20 protein-coding genes are annotated in these 21,663 nt (G+C 62.8%); 10 read left to right on the top strand and 10 right to left on the bottom strand.

The genetic code is table 11. The annotated features are described in order from the left end of the window. The first annotated feature begins 121 nt into the window (after window positions 1–121). Window positions 122–343: a helix-turn-helix domain-containing protein gene (locus QRM57_RS13045; protein WP_257369199.1), complete on the top strand. Its 222-nt coding sequence runs from the start codon at window positions 122–124 to the stop codon at window positions 341–343. On the opposite strand, the gene QRM57_RS13040 is transcribed toward QRM57_RS13045, so the two are convergent. Continuing rightward, window positions 340–912 carry a hypothetical protein gene (locus QRM57_RS13040; RefSeq protein WP_284986927.1) on the bottom strand — a complete coding sequence of 191 codons (573 nt, stop codon included), beginning with the start codon at window positions 910–912 and terminating at the stop codon, window positions 340–342. The two genes, QRM57_RS13045 and QRM57_RS13040, sit on opposite strands and share 4 nt — an antisense overlap. Before the next feature lie 139 nt (window positions 913–1,051). On the opposite strand from QRM57_RS13040, the gene QRM57_RS13035 reads away from it, so the two are divergent. Both QRM57_RS13035 and QRM57_RS13030 read left to right on the top strand, forming a co-directional pair. Continuing rightward, on the top strand, window positions 1,052–1,825 hold the full coding sequence (locus tag QRM57_RS13035) for a LysM peptidoglycan-binding domain-containing protein (protein WP_284986926.1): 774 nt from the start codon (window positions 1,052–1,054) through the stop codon (window positions 1,823–1,825). Window positions 1,826–1,977: 152 nt separating this feature from the next. After that, a complete protein-coding gene (locus QRM57_RS13030) occupies window positions 1,978–2,400 on the top strand; it encodes an Rv3235 family protein (protein WP_284986925.1) in 423 nt (140 codons plus the stop codon). 93 nt (window positions 2,401–2,493) lie between these two features. On the opposite strand, the gene secA is transcribed toward QRM57_RS13030, so the two are convergent. From secA to mtrA, 7 genes are all read right to left on the bottom strand, one after another. Further along, a complete protein-coding gene (secA, locus tag QRM57_RS13025) occupies window positions 2,494–5,235 on the bottom strand; it encodes a preprotein translocase subunit SecA (protein WP_284986924.1) in 2,742 nt (913 codons plus the stop codon). 42 nt (window positions 5,236–5,277) lie between these two features. Beyond that, on the bottom strand, window positions 5,278–6,567 hold the full coding sequence (locus tag QRM57_RS13020) for a winged helix-turn-helix domain-containing protein (protein ID WP_284986923.1): 1,290 nt from the start codon (window positions 6,565–6,567) through the stop codon (window positions 5,278–5,280). Between the two features lie 29 nt (window positions 6,568–6,596). Then, window positions 6,597–7,325, bottom strand: a complete 729-nt coding sequence (hpf, locus tag QRM57_RS13015) for a ribosome hibernation-promoting factor, HPF/YfiA family (RefSeq protein ID WP_235520694.1) — start codon at window positions 7,323–7,325, stop codon at window positions 6,597–6,599. Between the two features lie 142 nt (window positions 7,326–7,467). Beyond that, window positions 7,468–8,469: a ComF family protein gene (locus tag QRM57_RS13010; RefSeq protein WP_257369205.1), complete on the bottom strand. Its 1,002-nt coding sequence runs from the start codon at window positions 8,467–8,469 to the stop codon at window positions 7,468–7,470. A 106-nt stretch (window positions 8,470–8,575) separates the two neighbouring features. Then, window positions 8,576–10,294 (bottom strand): LpqB family beta-propeller domain-containing protein, encoded by a 1,719-nt coding sequence (locus tag QRM57_RS13005; RefSeq protein WP_257369206.1) that lies wholly within the window; start codon window positions 10,292–10,294, stop codon window positions 8,576–8,578. Continuing rightward, window positions 10,291–12,255, bottom strand: a complete 1,965-nt coding sequence (gene mtrB / locus QRM57_RS13000; protein WP_284986922.1) for an MtrAB system histidine kinase MtrB — start codon at window positions 12,253–12,255, stop codon at window positions 10,291–10,293. Before mtrB ends, QRM57_RS13005 begins: the two co-directional genes overlap by 4 nt. Continuing rightward, window positions 12,227–12,901, bottom strand: a complete 675-nt coding sequence (gene mtrA, locus QRM57_RS12995) for an MtrAB system response regulator MtrA (RefSeq protein WP_211714198.1) — start codon at window positions 12,899–12,901, stop codon at window positions 12,227–12,229. Before mtrA ends, mtrB begins: the two co-directional genes overlap by 29 nt. A 223-nt stretch (window positions 12,902–13,124) precedes the next feature. Between mtrA and QRM57_RS12990 the strand changes: the two genes are divergently transcribed. From QRM57_RS12990 to QRM57_RS12965, 6 genes are read left to right on the top strand one after another with little or no spacing between them, the layout of a single operon-like run. Continuing rightward, window positions 13,125–14,399 carry a DUF7847 domain-containing protein gene (locus QRM57_RS12990; RefSeq protein WP_284986921.1) on the top strand — a complete coding sequence of 425 codons (1,275 nt, stop codon included), beginning with the start codon at window positions 13,125–13,127 and terminating at the stop codon, window positions 14,397–14,399. After that, window positions 14,396–15,079 carry a DUF4129 domain-containing protein gene (locus tag QRM57_RS12985; protein ID WP_284986920.1) on the top strand — a complete coding sequence of 228 codons (684 nt, stop codon included), beginning with the start codon at window positions 14,396–14,398 and terminating at the stop codon, window positions 15,077–15,079. Before QRM57_RS12990 ends, QRM57_RS12985 begins: the two co-directional genes overlap by 4 nt. Then, complete coding sequence (locus QRM57_RS12980) at window positions 15,076–16,278, top strand: DUF4350 domain-containing protein (protein ID WP_284986919.1); 1,203 nt, start codon at window positions 15,076–15,078, stop codon at window positions 16,276–16,278. Before QRM57_RS12985 ends, QRM57_RS12980 begins: the two co-directional genes overlap by 4 nt. After that, window positions 16,275–17,315, top strand: a complete 1,041-nt coding sequence (locus QRM57_RS12975) for an AAA family ATPase (RefSeq protein WP_284986918.1) — start codon at window positions 16,275–16,277, stop codon at window positions 17,313–17,315. The genes QRM57_RS12980 and QRM57_RS12975 overlap by 4 nt, the downstream gene beginning before the upstream one ends. A gap of 32 nt (window positions 17,316–17,347) precedes the next feature. Next, window positions 17,348–18,640: a DUF58 domain-containing protein gene (locus QRM57_RS12970; protein WP_284986917.1), complete on the top strand. Its 1,293-nt coding sequence runs from the start codon at window positions 17,348–17,350 to the stop codon at window positions 18,638–18,640. 11 nt (window positions 18,641–18,651) lie between these two features. After that, on the top strand, window positions 18,652–19,377 hold the full coding sequence (locus QRM57_RS12965; protein ID WP_284986916.1) for a DUF4166 domain-containing protein: 726 nt from the start codon (window positions 18,652–18,654) through the stop codon (window positions 19,375–19,377). Here QRM57_RS12965 and QRM57_RS12960 read toward each other — a convergent pair. Both QRM57_RS12960 and QRM57_RS12955 read right to left on the bottom strand, forming a co-directional pair. After that, window positions 19,374–20,408 (bottom strand): uroporphyrinogen decarboxylase/cobalamine-independent methonine synthase family protein, encoded by a 1,035-nt coding sequence (locus QRM57_RS12960; RefSeq protein ID WP_284986915.1) that lies wholly within the window; start codon window positions 20,406–20,408, stop codon window positions 19,374–19,376. The two genes, QRM57_RS12965 and QRM57_RS12960, sit on opposite strands and share 4 nt — an antisense overlap. A 3-nt stretch (window positions 20,409–20,411) precedes the next feature. Then, window positions 20,412–20,801 carry a chorismate mutase gene (locus tag QRM57_RS12955; RefSeq protein WP_235520619.1) on the bottom strand — a complete coding sequence of 130 codons (390 nt, stop codon included), beginning with the start codon at window positions 20,799–20,801 and terminating at the stop codon, window positions 20,412–20,414. A 160-nt stretch (window positions 20,802–20,961) separates the two neighbouring features. Between QRM57_RS12955 and QRM57_RS12950 the strand changes: the two genes are divergently transcribed. Then, the gene (locus tag QRM57_RS12950; protein WP_284986914.1) at window positions 20,962–21,618 is read left to right on the top strand and encodes an NADPH-dependent F420 reductase; all 657 of its coding nucleotides are present in this window, start codon (window positions 20,962–20,964) and stop codon (window positions 21,616–21,618) included. Window positions 21,619–21,663: the final 45 nt, after the last annotated feature.

The raw sequence follows: 21,663 nt of genomic DNA, 5'->3' as shown, positions 1-21,663 counted from the left end.
CCTATGGACTTGCCTCCCATTCTTGCCCGGGGCGGGCGGCGGCCCCAAAGCGAACGACCCCAAATAGCCCGAAACTGTGGATAACTACCCCAAACAGCACCACCGATGGCAAAATGGAGCCATGCCCCGATTCCTGACTCTGGCGGATGTCGCCGAACAACTCCAAATAAACTCCCCCCAGGCTTACGCGTTAGTGCGCAGCGGGGAACTGAAGGCCATACAGGTGGGAGGGCGCGGACAATGGCGCATCGAGGAAGCGATGCTGGAGCAGTACATCCAGGACCGATATGCAGAAACCAGCCGAATGATCGAAGAGTCCAGGTCCAAAACCGCCCAGCGTTAGAACTCCTGGCCACCCGGAGAGCTGATGGCCGTGAACGCGACAAAGGGAACGGTCACAACCGCCGCAACGCTTCCGGCGCGCCTCTCCTCACCCTGCGGCACGACGGCCAAGTCAAAGTGGTCGCTCCCCACCCTGTCGATAACCCCATCGAGCTTATGGCCGCCGCCATTCCGGATAGCCAGGTAGACGACGAGGGGGATGCGGCCCCTGGACAGGGCCCGCAACGCCGAAGCGATTCCCAATGAACGTTGAACACGGGATGCCTCCTTGACTGCCAGCCTCCCAAGCCCCTGGTAGGACAGCACGGATCCATGAGGGATCAACCATTGCCGCGCTCCCTCAGTGAGCACAATCCACTCACTGCCGACGTGGCTTAGCCCACCTTGGAGCACGCTGCCATCCATCAGCATGACCTTGATGCCTGAGCCAACCACGCCGCGGAGCCGGTCGCTGAGTTCGATGCCACCGAGTTCAACCCTGGCCCGTTCCGTTATCTCCGACTCATCACGGAGCGCGCGTTCGGCCGAAAATTGTGCTTCCAAATCGCTGAAAAGAGAGTCCCATCTCATGTGGCCAGACTAGGCTGCACTAGGAAGGCAGGACAATTCACCGCTTTCTGGTGACAAGGATTGGACAATCGCCGACAAAACCCATCAGAATGGGTCAAAGACGATCAAACGACATCAAACTAGGCTTTGGGGGCTTGGCATGGCGCGAACACTACGCAAAGACCTGGTCCTTGCTGCTTCGTTACTCGGGCTTGGTTTGCTTTTGGCGTTCACCGGCACCGTCTTGATGGGCCAATGGTTGGCTGCCGAACATCATCATCAACAGTCCTCCCTTGACCACCTTTTGGGAACCTCCGCCAGCATCGTTGGCAGCTCCATTGCGACGTGGTGGACCGCCTCATGTTTCCTTGCCTTCCTGGCCACCGCGATGCAGCGCAGAGGCCGGACTAAGGCCGCCCGTACCATTTCCAAGTTCAGCCCCGGTTTTATGCTGCGCCTTGCTGCAGCCGTACTCGGCCTGAACCTGCTGGCCTCCGGCGCCGCGCAAGCAGCAACACAACCCGAACCTGGGTGGCACGCCACAGACACGGTGACCACCGATTCCACCGGAGCATCGTGGACCCCGACATCGCACAGCACGCCGAAGGTTGGCGCTCCAGCGCCTGTCGAAACAGGTTCGGCAAGGGTCGAGGCCATTAGTCCGGGATGGAAACCCGAACACCCCGTTGTTGATCCCGGGCTCCTCAGCCGGCCCGCGTCCCGGCAGGCCACGTCTCCCGGGAAAGCAGACGTCATCGTGCAACCCGGAGACTCGCTGTGGTCCATCGCGGCGTCACGGCTCGGGCCCTTCGCCACCGACGTAGACATCGCCCTGTCCTGGCCCAAATGGTACGACGCGAATCGCTCCACGATTGGTGCCGACCCGACCCTGCTGCAGCCAGGCCAGGTCCTCCAGCCTCCACCCCCCGGCTAGCCCGGAATCCGCGGTCCCGAAGGTCCGACTGCGAGCCCACTCAGGGGCTCCAACAGCATCCCGACTCCCATCCATCGTCATCCCAGCAGAAGCCACCCAGGCAACGGCGACCCCACGCCCGAGCCCATGTTGTGAATGCATGAGGTATGACCATGACCGTTACGACTCCGAGCAGGCCGGCAAGCCGTCAAGGCAGAAGTGGGACCGGCGTCGTCCGCAGCTCCAACAGCGCGGACGTCGACGTTCGACTCGTTGCGAGGAGCATTGCACAGGCAGCTTTGGAGGTTCTCGCAGGGACGCGGCCCCTCCAGCAACTCTCACGTTCCCTTGATGCCGAGTGTTACCTCTCCTTGCAGCACCGGGCGGCTCTCACCCGAAAACATGCCGCCAGGGTCCGCGGCAGCCAGCAGCCCCACAGCAGTCCGATGGTCCGATCCGTTCGGACATGCTCCATCTCCGAGTCCATCTGTGAGGCCAGCATCGTGGTGGCGGAAGAGCAACGCTGCCGCGCGGTAGCCATGAGGCTCGAACGCCTGGATGGTGTATGGCAGGTTACTGCGCTCGAAATTGGCTGACAGCGTACCCATCGCAAGGCGGGACCAATGAATAAAGGCGAACCCCGGACCTTAGGTCCGGGGTTCGCCCTTTAGACTCGCAGCTACCGAGGGTCAGCGGCGCTTCTTCTTCGCAGATTTGCGTGGCTCCTGGCCAGCCGCCTTGGCGGGATTGCCGGAACGGCCTGACGCGCGGCCCTCCACCCGGGTCTGGGTTGCTCCGTCCTCGCCAGGTGCGGTGTACTGCAACTGCGCCGGCTTCTCCGGTGCCTGCAGGCCTGCCGCCCGGATTTGCGGATCGTGGTGCTCTGTATGCGTGCCAGTGGCAGTATCGTCGGCGACCACTACGTCCTCGGCGGGCGTCACTTCGACTTCAAGGTTGTACAGGAACCCGATGCTCTCTTCGCGAATGGCTTCCATCATGCTTTGGAACATGACGAAACCTTCCCGTTGGTACTCGACCAGGGGATCGCGCTGGGCCATGGCCCGGAGCCCGATTCCTTCCTTGAGGTAATCCATCTCGTAGAGGTGTTCCTGCCACTTTCGTCCCAGGACTGACAGGACCACACGGCGTTCAAGCTCGCGCATGCTCTCCGATCCGATGGCTTCTTCGCGGGCCTGGTACACGAGCCGGGCGTCGGAGAGGATCTCATCCTTCAGGAACTCTGCCGTGACGCGTGACTTGCCGCCGGCCTCCTCGATGATGTCTTCGGGTGTAACCGTGGCCGGGTAGAGCGTCTTCAGGTTCGTCCACAACTGGTTGAAGTCCCAATCGTCGCCGGTTCCTTCGGCGGTTGCTGCCTCGATCAGTGCATTGATGGTGTCCTCGAGGAAGTACTGGACCTTTTCGTGAAGGTCGTCGCCTTCGAGGATCCTGCGACGGTCACCATAGATGGCTTCGCGCTGGCGGTTGAGGACATCATCGTATTTAAGGACGTTCTTGCGCTGTTCCGCGTTGCGAGCCTCCACCTGGCCCTGGGCCGAGGCAATTGCGCGGGACACCAGCTTGGACTCGAGCGCTACGTCATCAGGTACTGAACTGTTCATCAGCCGTTCGGCGGCGCCGGAGTTGAACAACCTCATGAGGTCATCAGTCAGCGAAAGGTAGAAACGGGATTCGCCGGGGTCGCCCTGACGGCCTGAACGTCCGCGCAGCTGGTTATCGATACGGCGTGATTCGTGGCGTTCGGTACCCAGGACGTACAAACCACCGAGGTTCAGGACTTCTTCATGCTCGTCCTTGACGGCCTGCTTGGCTGCGGCAAGCGCTTCGGGCCACGCGGCTTCGTATTCTTCGGAGTTCTCTTCGGGATCGAGACCACGCTTGGCCAGTTCGGCGATGGCGGTAAACTCTGCATTGCCGCCGAGCATGATGTCAGTACCACGGCCAGCCATGTTGGTGGCAACGGTTACCGCACCCTTACGGCCCGCTTGGGCCACGATGGAGGCTTCCCGTGCGTGGTTTTTCGCGTTGAGGACTTCGTGGCGGATGCCTTCCTTTGCCAGGAGCTTCGACAGGTATTCGCTCTTTTCAACGCTGGTGGTTCCAACGAGTACCGGCTGCCCGTTTTCGTGGCGCTCGGCAATGTCAGCTACCACTGCATCAAATTTGACGACCTCGTTCTTGTACACGAGGTCTGACTGGTCAATACGTTGCATATCCCGGTTGGTGGGAATGGGAACGACGCCAAGCTTGTAGGTGCTCATGAATTCCGCGGCCTCGGTTTCGGCCGTACCGGTCATGCCGGAGAGCTTGGAATACATGCGGAAGTAGTTCTGCAAGGTCACCGTGGCGAGAGTCTGGTTCTCGGCCTTGATCTCGACATTTTCCTTGGCTTCAATGGCCTGGTGCATGCCTTCGTTGTAGCGGCGTCCAGCCAGGATGCGCCCGGTGTGCTCGTCGACAATCAGGACCTCACCGTCGAGGATGACGTAGTCCTTATCCCGCTTGAACAATTCCTTCGCCTTGATGGCGTTGTTGAGGAAGCCGATGAGGGGCGTGTTGGCAGATTCGTACAGGTTTTGGATTCCGAGATAGTCCTCAACCTTTTCGATGCCGGCTTCCAGCACGCCGACGGTCCGCTTCTTCTCGTCCACTTCGTAGTCGACCTCAGGCTGAAGCCGCGTAACAACCTTCGCGAATTCGCTGTACCACCGGTTGGTGTCGCCCTGCGCCGGTCCCGAGATGATCAAGGGTGTCCTCGCCTCGTCGATGAGGATGGAGTCAACCTCATCGACGATCGCGAAGTTGTGGCCGCGCTGCACCAGTTCGCTGGCATCCCAGGCCATGTTGTCGCGCAGGTAGTCGAAGCCGAACTCGTTGTTGGTGCCGTAAGTAATGTCGGCAGCGTACTGTTCACGGCGCACCGCTGGGTCCTGGTTGGACAGGATGCAACCACTGGTGAGGCCAAGGAACCTGTAGACGCGTCCCATGAGTTCGGACTGGTATTCGGCAAGGTAATCGTTCACCGTGACAACGTGGACGCCTTTGCCGGTCAGGGCGTTGAGGTAAGCCGGTGCGGTGGCAACAAGGGTTTTACCTTCACCGGTTTTCATTTCGGCGATGTTGCCCAAATGCAAGGCGGCCCCGCCCATCAGCTGTACATCGAAGTGCCGCATTCCCAGGGTCCGTGATGACGCCTCGCGAACGCCGGCAAAGGCTTCGGGCAGCAGTGCCTCAAGGGTCTCGCCGTCTTGGTGGCGGGCGCGGAGGCGATCCGTTTCCTCACGGAGTTCAGCGTCCGTGAAGGACTTGAAAGAGTCTTCCAGGGCATTGATGGAATCGGCATAGTTCCGCAGTTGCTTGAGTGTCTTTTTGTCACCCGTGCGGAGAAGTTTTTCGATTAGTGATGCCACGTGAAATTGCTCCCAGTCTCATGCTGCCGAATTCTGGCTGTTTCAGTCTACGGGAGAGACCAACGCCACGTTGCCGGGTTCACCTGTGAGCGGACTGCTCGGCTGGGCGGGGCGGGCACTATCGACACTGAGGACTGCCACCTCACTGGCCAGGCTGGCTGCAAGGTCACCAACGGGCCAAACCACCACTTCGTCCAAGCCGAGCCATTGGGCCATCAGGCAGAGCTCTGCGGCAAGTTCGACGGCGGTATCCGCCGGTGCGTCGGCCTCACCGAACGCCGAGCGCACCAGCAACTGGCCGGAGGCCCTATCCGCCTTCAGGTCCACCCGCGCCACAATGCGTTCGCCCAGGAGGAACGGCAGAACGTAGTAGCCGAATCGTCGCTTGGCAGCCGGGGTGTAGATCTCAATCCGATAGTGGAAGCCGAAGAGCTCTTCCAGGCGTCGACGTTCAAAGACCAATGAGTCAAAAGGACTGAGCAAAGCACGCCCTTCCGCTTTTCGCGGCAATTTTGCCTCGACGTGCTTGAAGGTTTCCCGGTCCCAGCCGCGGACGGAGACAGGTTCCAGCCGCCCGGACTTCACCAAACGCCGGACCGATTCCGCTCCCGCCTTCACCGGTGTACGGAAATAGTCCGAGAAGCACCGCACCGTGCCAATGCCATGGGCTTGGGCGGCGGCCTCGATCAGTCGGTCCAAGGATGCTTCGGGATCAAGGACCGGCGGAGCCAGGTCCGGAACGACCCGGGTGGTGAGGGTGTATTTCCGCTCGAATTGCTGGGTCCTTGTAGCCGCGGAAACCCTTCCTTCTTCAAAGAGGTGCTCAAGCACGCGTTTGACCATGTTCCAGTTCCAACCCCATTGGTCTCGCGAAGCATCGTGGACATGCCCGAGCTTCGCAGTCAGTTCGGACGCGGTCATTGGACGCCCTGAGGCGAGGGCCGAGAGAATGCGGTCTTCCATACCCTGACGTTCCAAGGGATCCAGGGTGTGCGCGCCCACCCAAGCGCGCTTTTGCCACAGCAGGAGGTCGTGGAAGTGCTCCGGCCGGATAAAGCTTGCCTCGTGCGCCCAATACTCCATCATCTTGCGCGGCTTCCGGCCAGCCATGACATGCAGAATGTCGGGGTCGTAGTTACCCAACCGGGAAAAGAACGGAAGGTAGTGGCTGCGTGACACTACGTTCACGGAATCGATCTGGACCAACTGGAGCCGGGCAAAGGTCCGGCCCACCGCCCGTGCTGTGACGGGGCCGGTAGGCCGGACCTTTGCCAAACCCTGAGCTGCCAATGCGATCCGCCGTGCCTGTGAGAGGCTCAGCGAAGCGGTCATTGAAGTCCCTTCATGCAGGAGTTGACGACTTACTTTGCCGTAGCGGCCTGGTCATCGGAGCGATAGGCGTGGATCTTCTCTTCCACTGCCTCCTCACCCGGTTCGCACGTCGAATCAAGGGTAATCACACCATAAGTCCAGCCACTGCGCCGGTAAACGACCGAGGGCGCGTTGGTTTCCTTGTCCAGGAACAGATAGAAGTTGTGTCCCACCAGTTCCATGCTGTCCACGGCGTCGTCGAGTGTCAGCGACGCTGCGGGAAATACCTTGCGGCGGATCAGGACGGGTGAATCGCCCGCCGGGATGTCGTTCTCAATCTCGTAGGGAGAACGCTCATCGGTCTGTGGCTCGGAGTCCTGGTGATTGCTTGCCTCGACGTAGAGCGGCTCGCTGGTGCTGGCCGGCTCCAACGTTGCCGTGGCCTCCCGGACGGCCTTGGGCGTGTGGCGGCCGTGGTGGACCTTCTTGCGGTCCTTCGCACGGCGGAGCCGCTCCAGCAGCTTGTTGTACGCAAGATCGAAGGCAGCGAATTTGTCAGCGGCTGTGGCCTCGGCACGGATAACGGGGCCTCGGCCCAGGACTGTCACTTCGACGGTGAGCTGGCCCGGCGTCTGCCGGGGATTGGTTTCCTTGGAAACCTTGGCGTCTACTCGCTGGACCTTATCCCCCAGCGATTCAATCTTCGAGATTTTTTCGCCGGCGTATTCGCGAAAGCGGTCAGAAACTGTCAGATTTCGTCCGCTGATCATGAACTCCATGGTGCCCTCCAAATAACTCGGTGACACGACAACGACTCTGTTGGGGGCTGGTCTGACGGACAGTCGAGCCCCTTTCCGAGCCGCTATCGACAGGTACATCTGTTCTTGGTACCCACAACCGACGTTAGTTCATCGTCACGTGTTATTCATCCTTTGGCCGTTTATTTTTTGATTTTGTCTTATCAACTGCCATGGGGTCGTCTGCGATCACTACGGAGGCGTAGGCTGGTGGCCTCGTGGCCGCGAGAACAACAGCGCCGCAAACCACGCCTCCGGCCGCGGTGACGGCCCGCGCAGCCTCGGCCAGGGTGGCGCCCGTAGTGAGCACGTCGTCGATCAGTATGCATCGGGCACCATTGAGCTCCTTGCGCCAGCGGCTCCGCACACGCATGGAGCCGCGGACCCTGCTGACCCTCCCGCCCCGCCCCAGCCCCTTTTGCCCGCCCCGATCCTGGCCGGCGTCGCCACCCAGCACGGAGTTGGCAAGCCAAATGGCAAGATCGCGGGGTGCGAATTGGCCCAGCCCGTGGCGGAACGGACGGGCGGTCTTCACCAGCGCATCCAATGCACGGCCTTGCGGGTGTGTCCTCCGGAGCCGCATCCAGAAGAGCAGGAGGTGCACAGGGCTGAATCCGCGCTTCGCGAACGCCGTTGTACTGGTTGGTACCGGGACGAGGCGATAGCCTTCCAAGCCACCTGCGGCAGAGTCCACGGCCTTGCTCAGGCAGTTCGCCAGCACTCCGGCCAACTTCCATTGGCCATGGTGTTTAAACGAGAGCAGGCATTGCGCCAGTTCATCGCGGTACGGCCCCGCAGCCACCACACCGATCTTCGCCGTACCGTCGAACTCGACCAGGGCGGGCGCCTCCTGCTCCGCCCGAAAGGGCTGCCTGCAGAGTTGCCGGACCCGCTTGGCGCAAGTTCGACACAGGACGGTGTCTTCGGCATTGCAGCAGACACATTCAACAGGGATCAGCAGGGCCAACAATTCAGCCGCGGTTCTTTGGAGCGCGGAAAGGATCCTGCCCATGGGTTGCCTGTCCGGTCCGCGACGCCGTGCGGGACCGCTGGCTGTGGCTTCCAGGTCAGGGTCCTCGCGGCGACGGGGGCGGGCGGCTTTTGCGGCGGGAGGAAACGAAGTCATTCCATCAGCCTGTGCCAGTGCACTACTGCACGGAAGGACTTCGTAGCCCTATGTGGACAGAGGCCCCATGTGGACAAAGGGCCGTGATAGCGGCCTGACGAAGACGTCAGCCGGGAAACGCGGGTTCTGTAGGTCCTTTGAGCTGGAGTTCCCAGCCGTTGCCGACCCGCTGGAAGATCCCCGCCTCTGACTGACCATAGATCTGCTCGGATCCGTTGCCGGCACTGAGGCTGGTCAGTCCGTCCCAGGGTGCGAGCTGCTGGGGTTCCCCTGAGGCCAAACTGAGCAACTCCGGAACAACCGTGGACGTCGCGGAGCCGGACATCACGGCTACCGTTGACCCGTTAATCCACACACCCTGGTTTGCATTGCCGGTGCTAAGGAGGGTGACGGGAGTTGTGAGGTCCTTGGGCACGCCGTCAGGAGTACGGACTATTCCGGTGATCTGGACCGCGGATTTGCCGTTGGCCTCCGAAATGACCAGGGCCCGCGTCCCTTCCCTGGACACCCGGAAATCCTTCACGGTCCGGCCCGAGAGCCAGGACGGGGTGATCGTGACGGCAGGCACGGTGGTGCCCGGTGGAACTCCGGTGGGTTTGTACGCCACCACTTCGGCAGCGCCGTTGGCACCGGGCCCCGCGGTCCAAACCCAATCCTGTGGGCTGAACGATGGCCCGGTCAGTGTGCTCCTGGTGGTGAGTTGTCGCGCGGGCTGGCCTGGTTCGATGGAGTACAGGGTGGTCCTGTCACCGTTGAGGAAGGCGGCCGTCTGGGACACTGGCGACTCCGCGGGAGCATGCGGCCCCAAGCCCGCAACGGATTGGATGTCCGGGAGCGGGGAAACCCTGTTGTTCTCGTACCGCACCAGGTCACCATTGTTCACGGCGATCTGGTGTGCAGGAACATTTTTGTCCAGCACGGGCGGCAGCACCGTTCCGTTGTCCTCGACCCGGACCAGGTCCTGGTCTGCCCGAAGTTGGACGTTGATGACATCAGGCTGGCTCCTGAAGGTCAGGGCCAGTTGGTTTTGCATCCTCTGGCGATCCTCCGCGGAGGCATCAAACAGTTCCTTCGCCGACAGGTCCACCTGCGCAGCACCTGAGACCACGGGCACGGATTCGCGGGCAAGTTTCATCCCCGATGGGAAAGCACTGACCACAGCGCCCCGAAGGTAGGGTGCCGGGCCGGCCAACAAGGCGCTGGTCATCGATTTGACGGTGTTCTTCTTGATGAACCACCGATAGTCAGGGACCGCGTAGGTGAAGGTCGGGTCGTAGAAGTAGATGGGGTTTGCCCCATAAATGACCTTGAACGTTTCTTCCGGAATAGCCGTGCCGTCCGGGACCTTTGAAATGCGCCACTCCCCCTCTACCTGCTCCAAGGTCAGGGGGATGGTCTCCTTGGTTCCCGGTGGGAACTGGGTGGCAACGCCGTCAGCGTCCACGGAGTAGGCAAGATCAAGTTCGTAGACGTATTCGTTTTCCGCGGCAGCCTTGACCACGTGCGCCGCACGGAAAACGAGGGCCTTCTTGTCAGGCTTCCAGGTCACCGACTGCGCCTGTGTCAGGTACTGGCGGGCAACAGGGTAATCGTCCTCATAGCCGCTGCCGGCCATGTAGAAGTCCTCAATGATGGTTTCCGGGCTGGAACCGGACCGCGGAGCGGCAGGAAAGAATACCGGCGCATTCGGATTGCCTGCACCTTCATCCTTGCTCTTGCCAACTGGTCCTGATCGGGGAATTTGCGCGCAGGAGGTGAGCAGGAGCATCAGCACGGCCAGAATGACGGCTGCGGCCTTGGAGCGGGCAAAACGCGTTCTCGTCACGGGGCCTCTCCCGTTCCGCTGCCTGTTTGCGGATTCCGGTCAGCATCTGAAGCGGTCTGACCGGGATTGCCCGTGGATCCCGTACCAAGCACCAGCATGTGGCGTTCGTTTGCCGATCCGGGGAATTCGATGTCCGCAGGTTCCAGAAGCAACGGCGACTTTACGATGGTGCCGCCTTGGCGCAGCGGCAGCGTCAGGCGGAAATTGGATCCCGATCCCTTACGGCCCCAGGCCTGCAGCCATCCGTTGTGCAGTTTGGTGTCCTCGGCAGCGATTGACAGGCCAAGGCCGCTCCCTCCAGTGGTTCGGGCACGGGCCGGATCTGCCCGCCAAAAACGGTCGAATACCCTCGCTGCCTCTGCCTGGCTCATGCCGATGCCGTGATCCCTGACGGACACGGCCACAGCATCATGGTTTGCTGCCACCGAAACATGGATGGGCCTGCCTTCACCATGTTCGAGTGCATTGAGCAGCAAGTTGCGCAGGATCCGATCGATTCTCCGGGAGTCCATTTCCACCACAATGCTCTTCTGGCGGGCGCTCAGCCGGACTTCCGAGCCATACTCCTCGGCCACGGGCGCCGCACCGTCAATGACGTGGGAAATCACCTGGAAGATGTCCTGGGGCTCGGCGTCAAGGACGGCGGCGCCGGCGTCGAACCGGGAAATCTCAAGCAGGTCCGACAGCAACGACTGGAAACGCTCAACCTGGTGATAGAGCAGCTCCGCAGACCTTTTGTTCATGGGATCGAACTCGTCACGGGCATCGAAAAGGACCTCTGCGGCCATGCGCACGGTGGTCAGCGGGGTGCGGAGCTCGTGGGAGACATCGGAGACGAAGCGCTGCTGCATCTGGGACAGCGTCGCCAGCTGGGTGATCTGTTCCTGGAGGCTTGCAGCCATGTGGTTGAACGAGGCACCCAATCGTGCCACCTCGTCTTCGCCCTTGACTACCATGCGTTCCTGCAGCTGCCCGGCGGCTAGCTTCTCCGAGACCACTGCAGCGTGGCTCACGGGACTGACGACATTCCGGGTGACGTACCAGGCAATGGCACCAATCATGAGAACCAGTGCGGCGCCACCGGCCCAAAGGACGTTCTGGATCTCATTGAGGGTTTGCTGGGCCGTGTTGAGGTCATAGATCAGGTACAGCTCATAGGCCGTGCCGTTGAACGTCACCAGGTTTCCGACCGCGATGCCGGGCCGGTCCTCGTTGCCCACGGGGAACTGCGTGGAGGCCCAGAACTGCTGCTTCCCGCCTTCCTGTACGGCCTTGCGCAACTCCGGCGGTATGACCCGGACTGTCAATTGGTCCGAGGCCCTCGACTCTACCCAGCGGTTTCGCGGCTTGGTCTGTTCGGGTTTGGCTTCGAAGACGTATCGCCGTTGAATGACCGATCCACGGCCTTCCACAGCCGTGAGGGTGTCGTAAACCAAGGTGATGACGCTCGACTGGTCGGTGACCTGGGCGCCGTCGAACGTGTCCTGGACCTGTTTGACGTTGTAGCGTGACTCTGACTCCGCTTGGGCGAGTCGTTCCTGGAACAGGTTGTTGGCGATTTGGTTGGAAAGGTACGCACCCACGATGGCGAACGATGTCACGGCCAGGAGCAACGTGGTGAGGACCGTTCGGAATTCCAGTGAACGGCGCCAGCGGCGCAGCAAGGACTTCCACAGGAAGCGCAGGCCAGGCCGGATGTGCCTTATGCCGGTGACAACCAGCCGCGACACCCGCAGGACAAGGATCAGGGCCCGGCGTGTCCAGATCCGGGTACGGGTCAGGAACCACGAGAGGTCCCGTGCCGGAGGCGGGGACGATTCTGCCGGCTTTGGGGTGGCCGAAGTAGCCGGCGTCGGTTGTTCGACGCCGGCTGTTTCGGAAACCTCGGGGGCAGCATCCCCTTTTGCCGCGCCGGCCTCGCCGGCTGCGGACTCAGGAACCTGCTTTATATCCGACACCACGCACCGTCAAGACAACCTCTGGCGCTTCCGGGTCGCGTTCAATCTTTGAGCGCAAACGCTGGACGTGGACGTTGACCAACCGCGTGTCCGCGGCATGCCGATACCCCCACACCTGCTCGAGGAGGAGCTCGCGCGTAAAGACCTGCCACGGCTTCCGGGCGAGGGCCACAAGAAGGTCGAATTCGAGGGGCGTCAGCGAAATGCGCTCCCCGCCACGGGTCACCAGGTGCCCTGCGACGTCGATCGTGACGTCCGCAATACGCAGCGTTTCGGGGGCCTTCTGTTCGCCCGGACGCAGGCGCGCACGAACACGCGCCACCAGTTCGGCGGGCTTGAAGGGCTTGGGCACGTAGTCGTCGGCACCGGACTCGAGGCCACGGACCACATCGGACGTATCGGACTTCGCCGTGAGCATCACGATGGGAACATCTGACTCGCCACGGATTTGGCGGCACACTTCAATGCCGTCCGAGCCCGGGAGCATGAGGTCCAGCAGCACGAGGTCGGGCTTCGAGGAACGGAAGATTTCCAAGGCCTGTCCGCCATCCGCGCAGAAGACGGGCTCGAAGCCGTCATTGCGCAAGACGATACCAATCATCTCCGCGAGTGCTTCGTCGTCGTCCACTACCAGAATGCGTGCCTTCATAGTTATATATTCCCTTATCGCCAAGTCTTTGTCCCGTTGGGCACGGCGCACGGCATGGCGCCCCCAGGGCAATTCCACCGTAACGCACCACGGCGCGGCCATGCTTGTCGACGGCGGCACCGCGGCAGGCTAGGAGCGACGACGGCGGGACTATAGGCTGGGTGCGAGGGTCCGTATGGGGGACGTCGGACGTCGACGGAGCGGGCCTTATGGGGAGGATATCGTGTCACAACCACAGCACGGCCAGGATGGGTGGCCAGGCAACCAACCCGGGTGGGGCAACCAGCCACCGCCAGGCAACCAACCCGCGTGGGGCAACCAGCCACAGTGGGGCGGCCCTCCAGCGTGGGCAGTTCCGCCGGCCGGTAGCCAAGGCGTCCCGGGACAGCCTGCGCCAGGGTGGCCACCCGGAGCTCCCTACGGCCAGCCCCTCTACGTTGCGCCCCCAAAACCCGGCGTCATTCCATTGCGTCCGTTGCAGTTCGGCGAGATCCTCGACGGCTCCTTCCAAACCATCCGCCGCAACGCCGCGGCGATGTTTGGCTCGGCCCTGATCGTGCAGGCCATCGGGGCGATCCTGATCGGGGCAGTCACGGTGGGGATGGTTCAGATGACCTCATCCCTTGAAACCGTCAACTCCGAGGAGGAGTTCCTCCAAGCGATGGGCCCGGTCTTTGCCGTCATGGCAGGGGCCATGGGTATTTCGGTCTTGATCGGTTTCCTTGGCTCGGTCCTCCAGGGAGTGCTGGTGGTCCCGGTGGCGCGGTCGGTCCTTAACCGACGGACCGGCTTCAAGCAGATGTGGACGCTCGCCGGACGCAGGATCTGGCCTCTGCTTGGCGTAGCAGCCTTGCTGACGCTGGGCGGGTTGCTCGCTGTTGCTGCCGTAGCGGGGATCGCGGTATTGCTGTTTACGGCAATGGGGCCCATGGCCTTGTTTATTGTCTTCCCGGTGGGGCTGGGCTCAGTCGTCCTTATTGTGTGGATTGGCCTGAAGCTCATGCTCGCCCCGGCGGCCATCGTCGTGGAACGCACGGGCGTCTATGACGGCCTCCTTCGGTCCTGGCAGCTGACGAAGAACAACTGGTGGCGTATTTTCGGGATCACCCTCGTAGTGGCGATCATGGTGGGAATCATTGCCCAGATCGTGCAGATCCCGGCCTCTCTGGCTGCCACTGCCATCGGCGGAGTGGTCTCGCCCCATCCCGACCAGGACACAGTCGCTTCCACCATGGTGGTCAGTACGGTTATTTCCTCCGCCATCGGAGCTTTGGTGGGCTCGGTAACTTTTGCCTTCCAGGCGTCAGTTCTGGCGTTGCTCTACATGGACCTGCGCATGCGTCGTGATGGCCTTGATGTGGAGTTGATGCGGTTAATGGAAACCGGAGCGGACCCTGACGGCATCCCGGGCGCCCCTTCGGCCCTACCCGGCAACGGGCAGCCACCAGCCGGTGGACAGTTTCCACACATCCCGCCTGGTCAGCGTCCTCCCGCATGAGGTTTCCCGGCTGGAACGTGCTGGTGGGCACAGAGCCCCCAGTGACACCGGGTCGCGACGAGGCGCGCCAATGGGCTGCCGAAGAACTCGCAAAAGCCCAATACCCCGACGCACGTCCAGGCTGGGTTGACCAGCTGTGGCGGGATTTCCTGGACTGGCTCTCGTCCTTCGACGGTGAGCTGTCCGGTCCAGGACCCGACCTCGCCGTGCCCATCATCCTCGCTGTGGCCGTAGCGGTCGTTATCGTGGCCATCCTTGTGGTCCGGCCACGGTTGAACGCACGGCGAAAAGCAGGGGTCAGGGACATTTATGGTGACGAACGCATCATGGATGCGGACGGGTACCGTTCGCGTGCCGCAGCCGCGGCCGACGACGGCGACTGGCCGGCCGCCGTCGTCGACTTGTTCCGCGCCCTGGTCAGGTCCGCTGAAGAGCGGGACGTCATTGATGTCCGGGCCGGCAGGACCGCAGACGAAGCGGCAGCCCAACTGGGAAGTGCTTTTGGGGCCGCACAAAGCAGGCTCATTGCCGCTGCCCGCGTGTTCGACGCAATACGCTACGGCGAGGCGGGGGCTACGAAAGCCGATTACGATTCCCTGCGCCAGTTGGATACCGATGTCCTTGCCATGAAGCCCGACTATGCAGGGCAGGCAGCTGCCGGCTTCGCGGTGCCACGATGACGACAACTTTGCAGGAACACTCCCAAGGTTCGGATGAGGCGGCACCCACCAGCGGCTCCTCCCGGCGCGGCTTCCCTGACTGGTTCCGAAAGAACCTGGCGTGGATCGCGATCGGTGCGTTGCTCGCCGGCTTGGTGGCCTTTCTCGCTGTTTCCACTCTCACTGGCAACAGCGACAAGCGCCCCCTGTCCGCCCGGAATCCCGCCCCGGATGGCGCCATGGCCGCGGCAGAAATCCTGGGGCAGCACGGCGTTTCCGTCACTCCGACCGACACGTTGGAGGAGACCCGGGCCGCGTTGACTGAAAAGCCCCGAGCCACAGTGCTTGTCTATGATCCCCGTGGTTTCCTCAATCAGGACCAAGTACAGGATGTTGCGGCGATGGCCGACCGGTTGGTGCTGGTCAAGCCAAGGTTGCGGAGCCTCGGTGGACTGGGGCCGGACTTCCATCCCGGTGGCGTCGTTCCTGAAGCAACCACCGCGATAGAGCCGGGTTGCGAGCAGGAGGACGCCACGTCGGCCGGCAGAATTTCCGTGCAGGGACCTGTTTTCCAGGGTCCCGTAGTCTGCTACCCCATCCGGGACGGTGGACCGGGCGTCTACGCCGCATCAGCCGACGGGAGGTTGGTGGCCATCGGCAGCACCGAGGTGCTCGACAACGAACACCTCGCATCTGAGGGAAACGCCGCCCTGGCGCTGCGAACCCTTGGGAACAATGCCGAGCTTGTCTGGTACCTACCCGGCATCGAAGACGTTGCGGCATCGGATTCGACACCTACCCTGAACGAGCTGGCACCCCGATGGCTGGCATTCGCCGGCCCCTGGCTTGGCTTGGTGGCCGTCCTTGCCATTTCCTGGCGGGGCAGGCGCATGGGGCCGCTGGTCTTTGAACCGCTCCCCGTGGTTGTCAAGGCAGCAGAGACAGCAGAGGGAAGGGCCCGGCTGTACCAGGACTCCCGGGCCATAGACCGCGCAGCGGACAATCTTCGGGCAGGAACCCTCACCCGCTTGGCCCGTCATTTCAACCTCGGGGCCGACGCCACCGCCGAAGCCATCGTGGACGCCTGTTCCAACCGCTTGGGGAGGCCGGCACCGGAAGTACGGTCAGTCCTGATCGACGCCATACCCGCAACCGAAGGCCAACTGGTGCAGTGGGCCCAACAGATCGAACGAATCGAAGAGGAGGCAACCGCCCGATGAGCAGCCAGCCGAACAGCTACACGGACAGCAACAGCCAACACGCAGGCGGCGCCGCCCCACAGCAGGCACCGGAGCGGCCGGCCGGAGAAGACCCTGCACGACAGTCGCTGCTCAACGTCCGGGCGGAAGTGGGCAAGGCTGTCGTTGGCCAGGATGCCACCGTGACTGGAATGCTGATCGCCCTGCTGTGTGGCGGCCATGTGCTCCTGGAGGGTGTGCCCGGGGTGGCGAAGACACTCCTGGTACGGGCGTTGTCCACCGCTCTCAGCCTGGACACCAAGCGGGTGCAATTCACCCCCGACCTGATGCCAGGCGATGTGACGGGCTCCCTGGTGTACGACTCCCACTCGTCCGAATTCACTTTCCGCGAAGGCCCGGTCTTCACGAACATCATGCTCGCGGATGAAATCAACCGGACACCGCCGAAGACCCAGGCTTCACTGTTGGAAGCCATGGAGGAGCGCCAGGTCTCGGTCGATGGGCTGTCCCGTCCGTTGCCGGTTCCTTTTATCGTGGCGGCCACGCAGAATCCTGTGGAGTATGAAGGCACCTATCCTTTGCCTGAGGCCCAGCTCGACCGTTTCCTCCTCAAGCTGACCATGCCGTTGCCGGGAAGGGCCGTGGAAATTGAGGTCATCCGGCGCCATGCCGTCGGCTTTGATCCACGCAACCTCGCAGCCGCCGGCGTGCGGCCGGTCGCTGGCGCCGTCGAGCTGTCCTCCGCCCAGGCGGCAGTAGCGGATGTGACCGTTGCACCCGAAATTCTTGCGTACATCGTGGACGTGGTGCGGGCCACCAGGTCCGCACCTTCTTTCCAGCTCGGGGTCTCCCCCAGAGGTGCCACCGCATTGCTCAATACGTCCAAAGCGTGGGCGTGGTTGTCGGGCAGGACCTTCGTGACCCCGGACGATGTCAAAGCGTTGTCCTTGCCCTGCCTGAGGCACCGGGTGGGCCTTCGGCCGGAAGCCCAGATGGATGGCATCCAGGTGGACGATGTCCTGGGCAGTATCCTGGCGTCCGTCCCGGTGCCGCGATGATTCCAGGATTTCTCAAGGACCGGGCGGACTAAGTGGCAATTACCGGGCGTTTCGTGCTCCTGGCCGTGCTGGGCTTGGTTCCCTTGGTGGTGTTCCCCGCGTGGAGCACTGTTCTCTTTGTCGGCATCGGACTCCTGCTCCTGTTGGTCCTTGACCTTGTGGTGGCGGTGTCTCCGGCCAAACTGGGTTTGGAACGACGGCAACCCGGCAACGTCACGCTTGAAGGCCAAGCGGATTCGGTGGTGATGGTATCCAATCCCACCAGCCGTAAACTGCGGGCCCGTATCCGTGATGCATGGCAGCCTTCCGCGGGAGCCATCAGCCCTGTCCAAAGCCTCACGGTCCCGGCCGGTGAGAGGGGCCGCCTGACCGTGGCCCTGGTACCCCGGCGTCGCGGGGACCTGGAAAGCCCGCACCTGACTATCCGCTCAATGGGGCCCTTGGGCCTGGCCGCCCGCCAGCGTACGCGCGTGCTCCCCGGACGGCTGCGGGTGCTGCCACCCTTCCACTCCAAGCGGCATCTGCCCTCCAAGCTAAGGAAACTCAGGGAACTGGACGGAAAGGCGGCTGTGCAGATCCGCGGCGCCGGAACGGAGTTCGATTCCCTGCGGGACTACGTCCGCGGAGACGATGTCCGGTCCATCGATTGGCGCGCCACGGCACGCCGGACCTCCGTAGTGGTGCGGACGTGGCGCCCGGAGCGGGACCGCCGCGTCGTCATCGTCCTCGACACGTCCCGCACAGCCGCCGCGAGAATCAACGATGAACCCCGCCTCGATACAGGCATCGAAGCCGCCTTGTTGCTGGCTGTGCTCGCCGAGAGGGGTGGAGACCGGGTGGACTTCCTCGCTTACGACAGGAGGCTGCGCGCCCGGGTCGAATCGGCGTCGAAGGGCAATCTGCTCGGGCAGTTGGTCCAGGCCATGGCCCCGTTGGAAGCGGAACTGATCGAACTTGACTGGCAACAGATACCGGGCCAAATGCGGGCCGTCTCGGCGCACCGCTCGCTGGTGGTTTTGTTGACGGCGCTCGACGGCGGCGCCCCCGAAGAAGGGTTGCTCCCCACCGTCGCGCAGTTGTCGCGTCAACACGCGGTAGTGGTTGCCTCGGTCCGCGATCCCCTGCTCACCGGGATGAAGGAACAACGGACCACGGCCAGCCAGGTGTTCCGTGCAGCCGCCGCTGAACGCGCACTGTTGGAGCGGGCCGCTGTTACAGCCCAACTGCGACAACTCGGAGCCGAGGTGGTGGACGCTGACCCCCTCGACGTTCCGCCTCTGCTCGCAGACACCTATATACGGCTCAAAGCCGCCGGACGGCTCTAGGAAGGACGCCCATGAACAGCCCCATCTATGAACTCGCCCTCGGAGAGGACTTCAAGAGACTGACGCCGGAACTCCAGGAGTATTTTTCGCTTTCCGCTGGTTCAGGCACCTATGGCATAGGCGAGGGGATCTTTGATGTTGTGGGTTGCCGGCAGAAGTGGCTGCGGCCCCTCCTCGCATTGACCGGAAGCGAGGAGGCCTTCTTCCCCGAGTACGGTGAAGGCATACCGTTCCGCATAGAAAACCACGCCCATGTCGACCCCTTCGGGCGACCAGCGCTCACAGCCCGCCGCGAGATCTACTTCCCGTCCGGAACACGGCTTTTCCATGACACGACCAGTGCGATTCCGACGTCGGGCGGGCAACCGGCACCAGGGGTGGAAGCCCGACTGGTGGACCATGTGGGCCGGTACCGCCGGTTGGTCACGGACCTGGATGTCAGCGTCACCCCAGAGGGCCGGCTGCGTGGAGTGTCGAAAGCAAGCCGGCTCCTGCTGGGGCCGTTGCGGATTCCGTTGCCTGAAGCCCTGGACGCCCGCGCCTACGCCGAGCAGTGGTGGGACGGCGTCGAGGGCAAGCACCGGATCCAGGTCAAGGTCATCCAACCGCAGATCGGCCTGGTCCTGGTGTATGCCGGGCGGTTCCATTACCGCCTGGCACCCTACCTGCCGGGCACGGCACCCGGCACAACACTCCCACGGTACGCGGAACCGGACCGCTGGGAGGAACGGATTTAGCCCTGGATGAGTTGGTCCAGACCGTCAGCGACCTTCGTCAGCTTCGAAAGGACGGCTTTGGCGGACGACGGTGTGAAGTGTTCCAAACCAGTGGACGGGGTGACCCGCACCCCGGCAAGCTGCGATGCCGGCAAGCCGAGTTGGCGCCACGGTTTCCAGATGCACTCCACCACGTCGGCAGTCCGGGGCAGCAGGGACTGGGGATCTCCCGTCGGCAGGGCACCCGCCCACAAGCGTTTGCCGTTTTCCACGGCCTCTGCAAGCTGTTCCCATTGCCGGGTCGTCAGGGCCTTGAGAGGCACGGCGACACCGTCAGCCCCGGCAGCGATCACTCGGTCAATGGGTGCTTCTATTTCGGGAACCGAAACAACGGTTTCCACCACACCCGCAGCCTTGAGCGCCTTGATGACCAACTGCCAAGCGCCTGTCACTTCCTCCCCCGGGATGGACCTCAGCGTTCGGTAACCACTCGCCGTCGGGATGGTCCCTGCCATGATCGACGCGATATCCGGTTCGTCCACCTGGACCACGATCCCGGCGCCCGGCACCGCGGCTGAGATCCTGCGGACATAGTCGCCAACGCCCGCAGCAAGGGACTCCGCAACATCCCGCCTGGCGCCATAGTCCAGGAGGGCCCGCTCCCCGTTGTGCAGGTAAAGGCTGGCAGCGAGGCTCATCGGGCCCAGCAACTGGACTTTCAGGGCCGTGGCCGAACTATCCTCGGCGCCGGCGATGTCGGCCAGGATGTTGATGTCGGTAGACAGGGCTGAACGAGCGCGTTGGGCGTCCTTGCCGGGCCTGTCCACCAGACGCCAACCATGGGGCTGGACATCGATGGCCAGGTCCACCAGCAGGGAACCCGTTCGGCCAACGGGGTCCGATCCCACACCCCTGTCCGGCAACGACGGCAGGAACGGAAGATGCGGGTCGCCCAACTCGCCGCGGATAATCCGGTTTGCTTCTGCCGGGTCGCTGCCTGGCCACGGCCCCAGCGCCGTGGCACTGGCACGCAGGTCATTCAATGAGGACATGGATCAGGCCTGCTGGCTGGAGATCTGGTGATCCTCGGCAATAGCCTCATGGTGTCGGATCACTTCGCTGATGATGAAGTTCAGGAACTTCTCCGCGAAGGCGGGATCAAGGTGCGCGTCCTCAGCGAGTCTCCGCAGCCGCGCGATCTGGGCAGCTTCACGCCCCGGGTCACCAGCAGGAAGCTTGTGCGTGGCTTTGAGCACCCCTACTTTCTGGGTGGCCTTGAAGCGTTCCGCGAGGAGGAAAACCAGGGTCGCGTCAATGTTGTCGATACTGGACCGAATGGACAGCAGCTCATCCATGACGGCGCGGTCCACCTGGCCGGCCAGGGAACTCGCAGCCGGGTTGAAGGAATCGGCGTCATCGGGAAGGGCATTGTTGTACTCGGTCATGCACCCCAGTCTAGGGTGTGGGGACGTGACGGCGCCGTTGTTACCTGCCCTCCGCAAGCAGGGCATGCACCACGCCTGGCGAGCCGGTGTGGGCAGTGTTCCTGCCGCCGGAAACGGAGCAGAATGGCACCATCACCGCAGCCTAGGCAAAGGAGCTCCCATGAAAATCGCTGTGCTGGGTACGGGAATGGTAGGGCACGCGCTCGCCGGAAAACTCGTCACCCTGGGTCATGAAGTAACCATGGGTTCCCGCGAGGCCGGTAATCCCAAAGGCATGGAATGGGCCCGAAGCGCAGGCGCAGGGGCAAGCGCCGGCTCCTTCGCCGAGGCCTGTGCACGGTCCAGCCTGATCATCAACGCAACCCCCGGCACCGTGAGCCTGTCAGTCCTGGCCGAGGCAGGTGACGCCACCCTGGACGGCAAGATCCTGTTGGACGTCTCCAACCCGTTGGATTCATCGAAGGGATTCCCTCCCCCGCTCACGGTCTGCAATACGGACAGCATCGCCGAAACCATCCAAAGAGCCCATCCGGGAGCCAGGGTGGTGAAGTCGCTGAACACCGTCACCGCACCGGTCATGGTGGATCCCGGCCGGCTCCCGGCGCCGCATGACATCTTCATGGCCGGCAACGACGCTGACGCCAAGGCCGTAGTGTCGGGCCTGCTCCAGGAATTTGGGTGGACGCCCGCGCACATCCGGGATCTGGGCGGGCTGGACGCTGCGCGCGCAATGGAGATGTGGCTCCCCCTCTGGTTGCGGATTTTCATGCAACAGCCCCAAGGAAAGATGTTCAATATCGGCATCGTTTCCGAATAGAACCAACTACGGCAAAGGCACGCCCCCATGCAGGGGGCGTGCCTT

It is taken from the genome of Arthrobacter sp. fls2-241-R2A-172 (assembly GCF_030208885.1).
Classification (GTDB): Bacteria; Actinomycetota; Actinomycetes; order Actinomycetales; family Micrococcaceae; genus Arthrobacter.
Note: the sequence above shows the minus strand (reverse complement) of the source record. Positions and strands in the feature narration are given on the sequence as shown.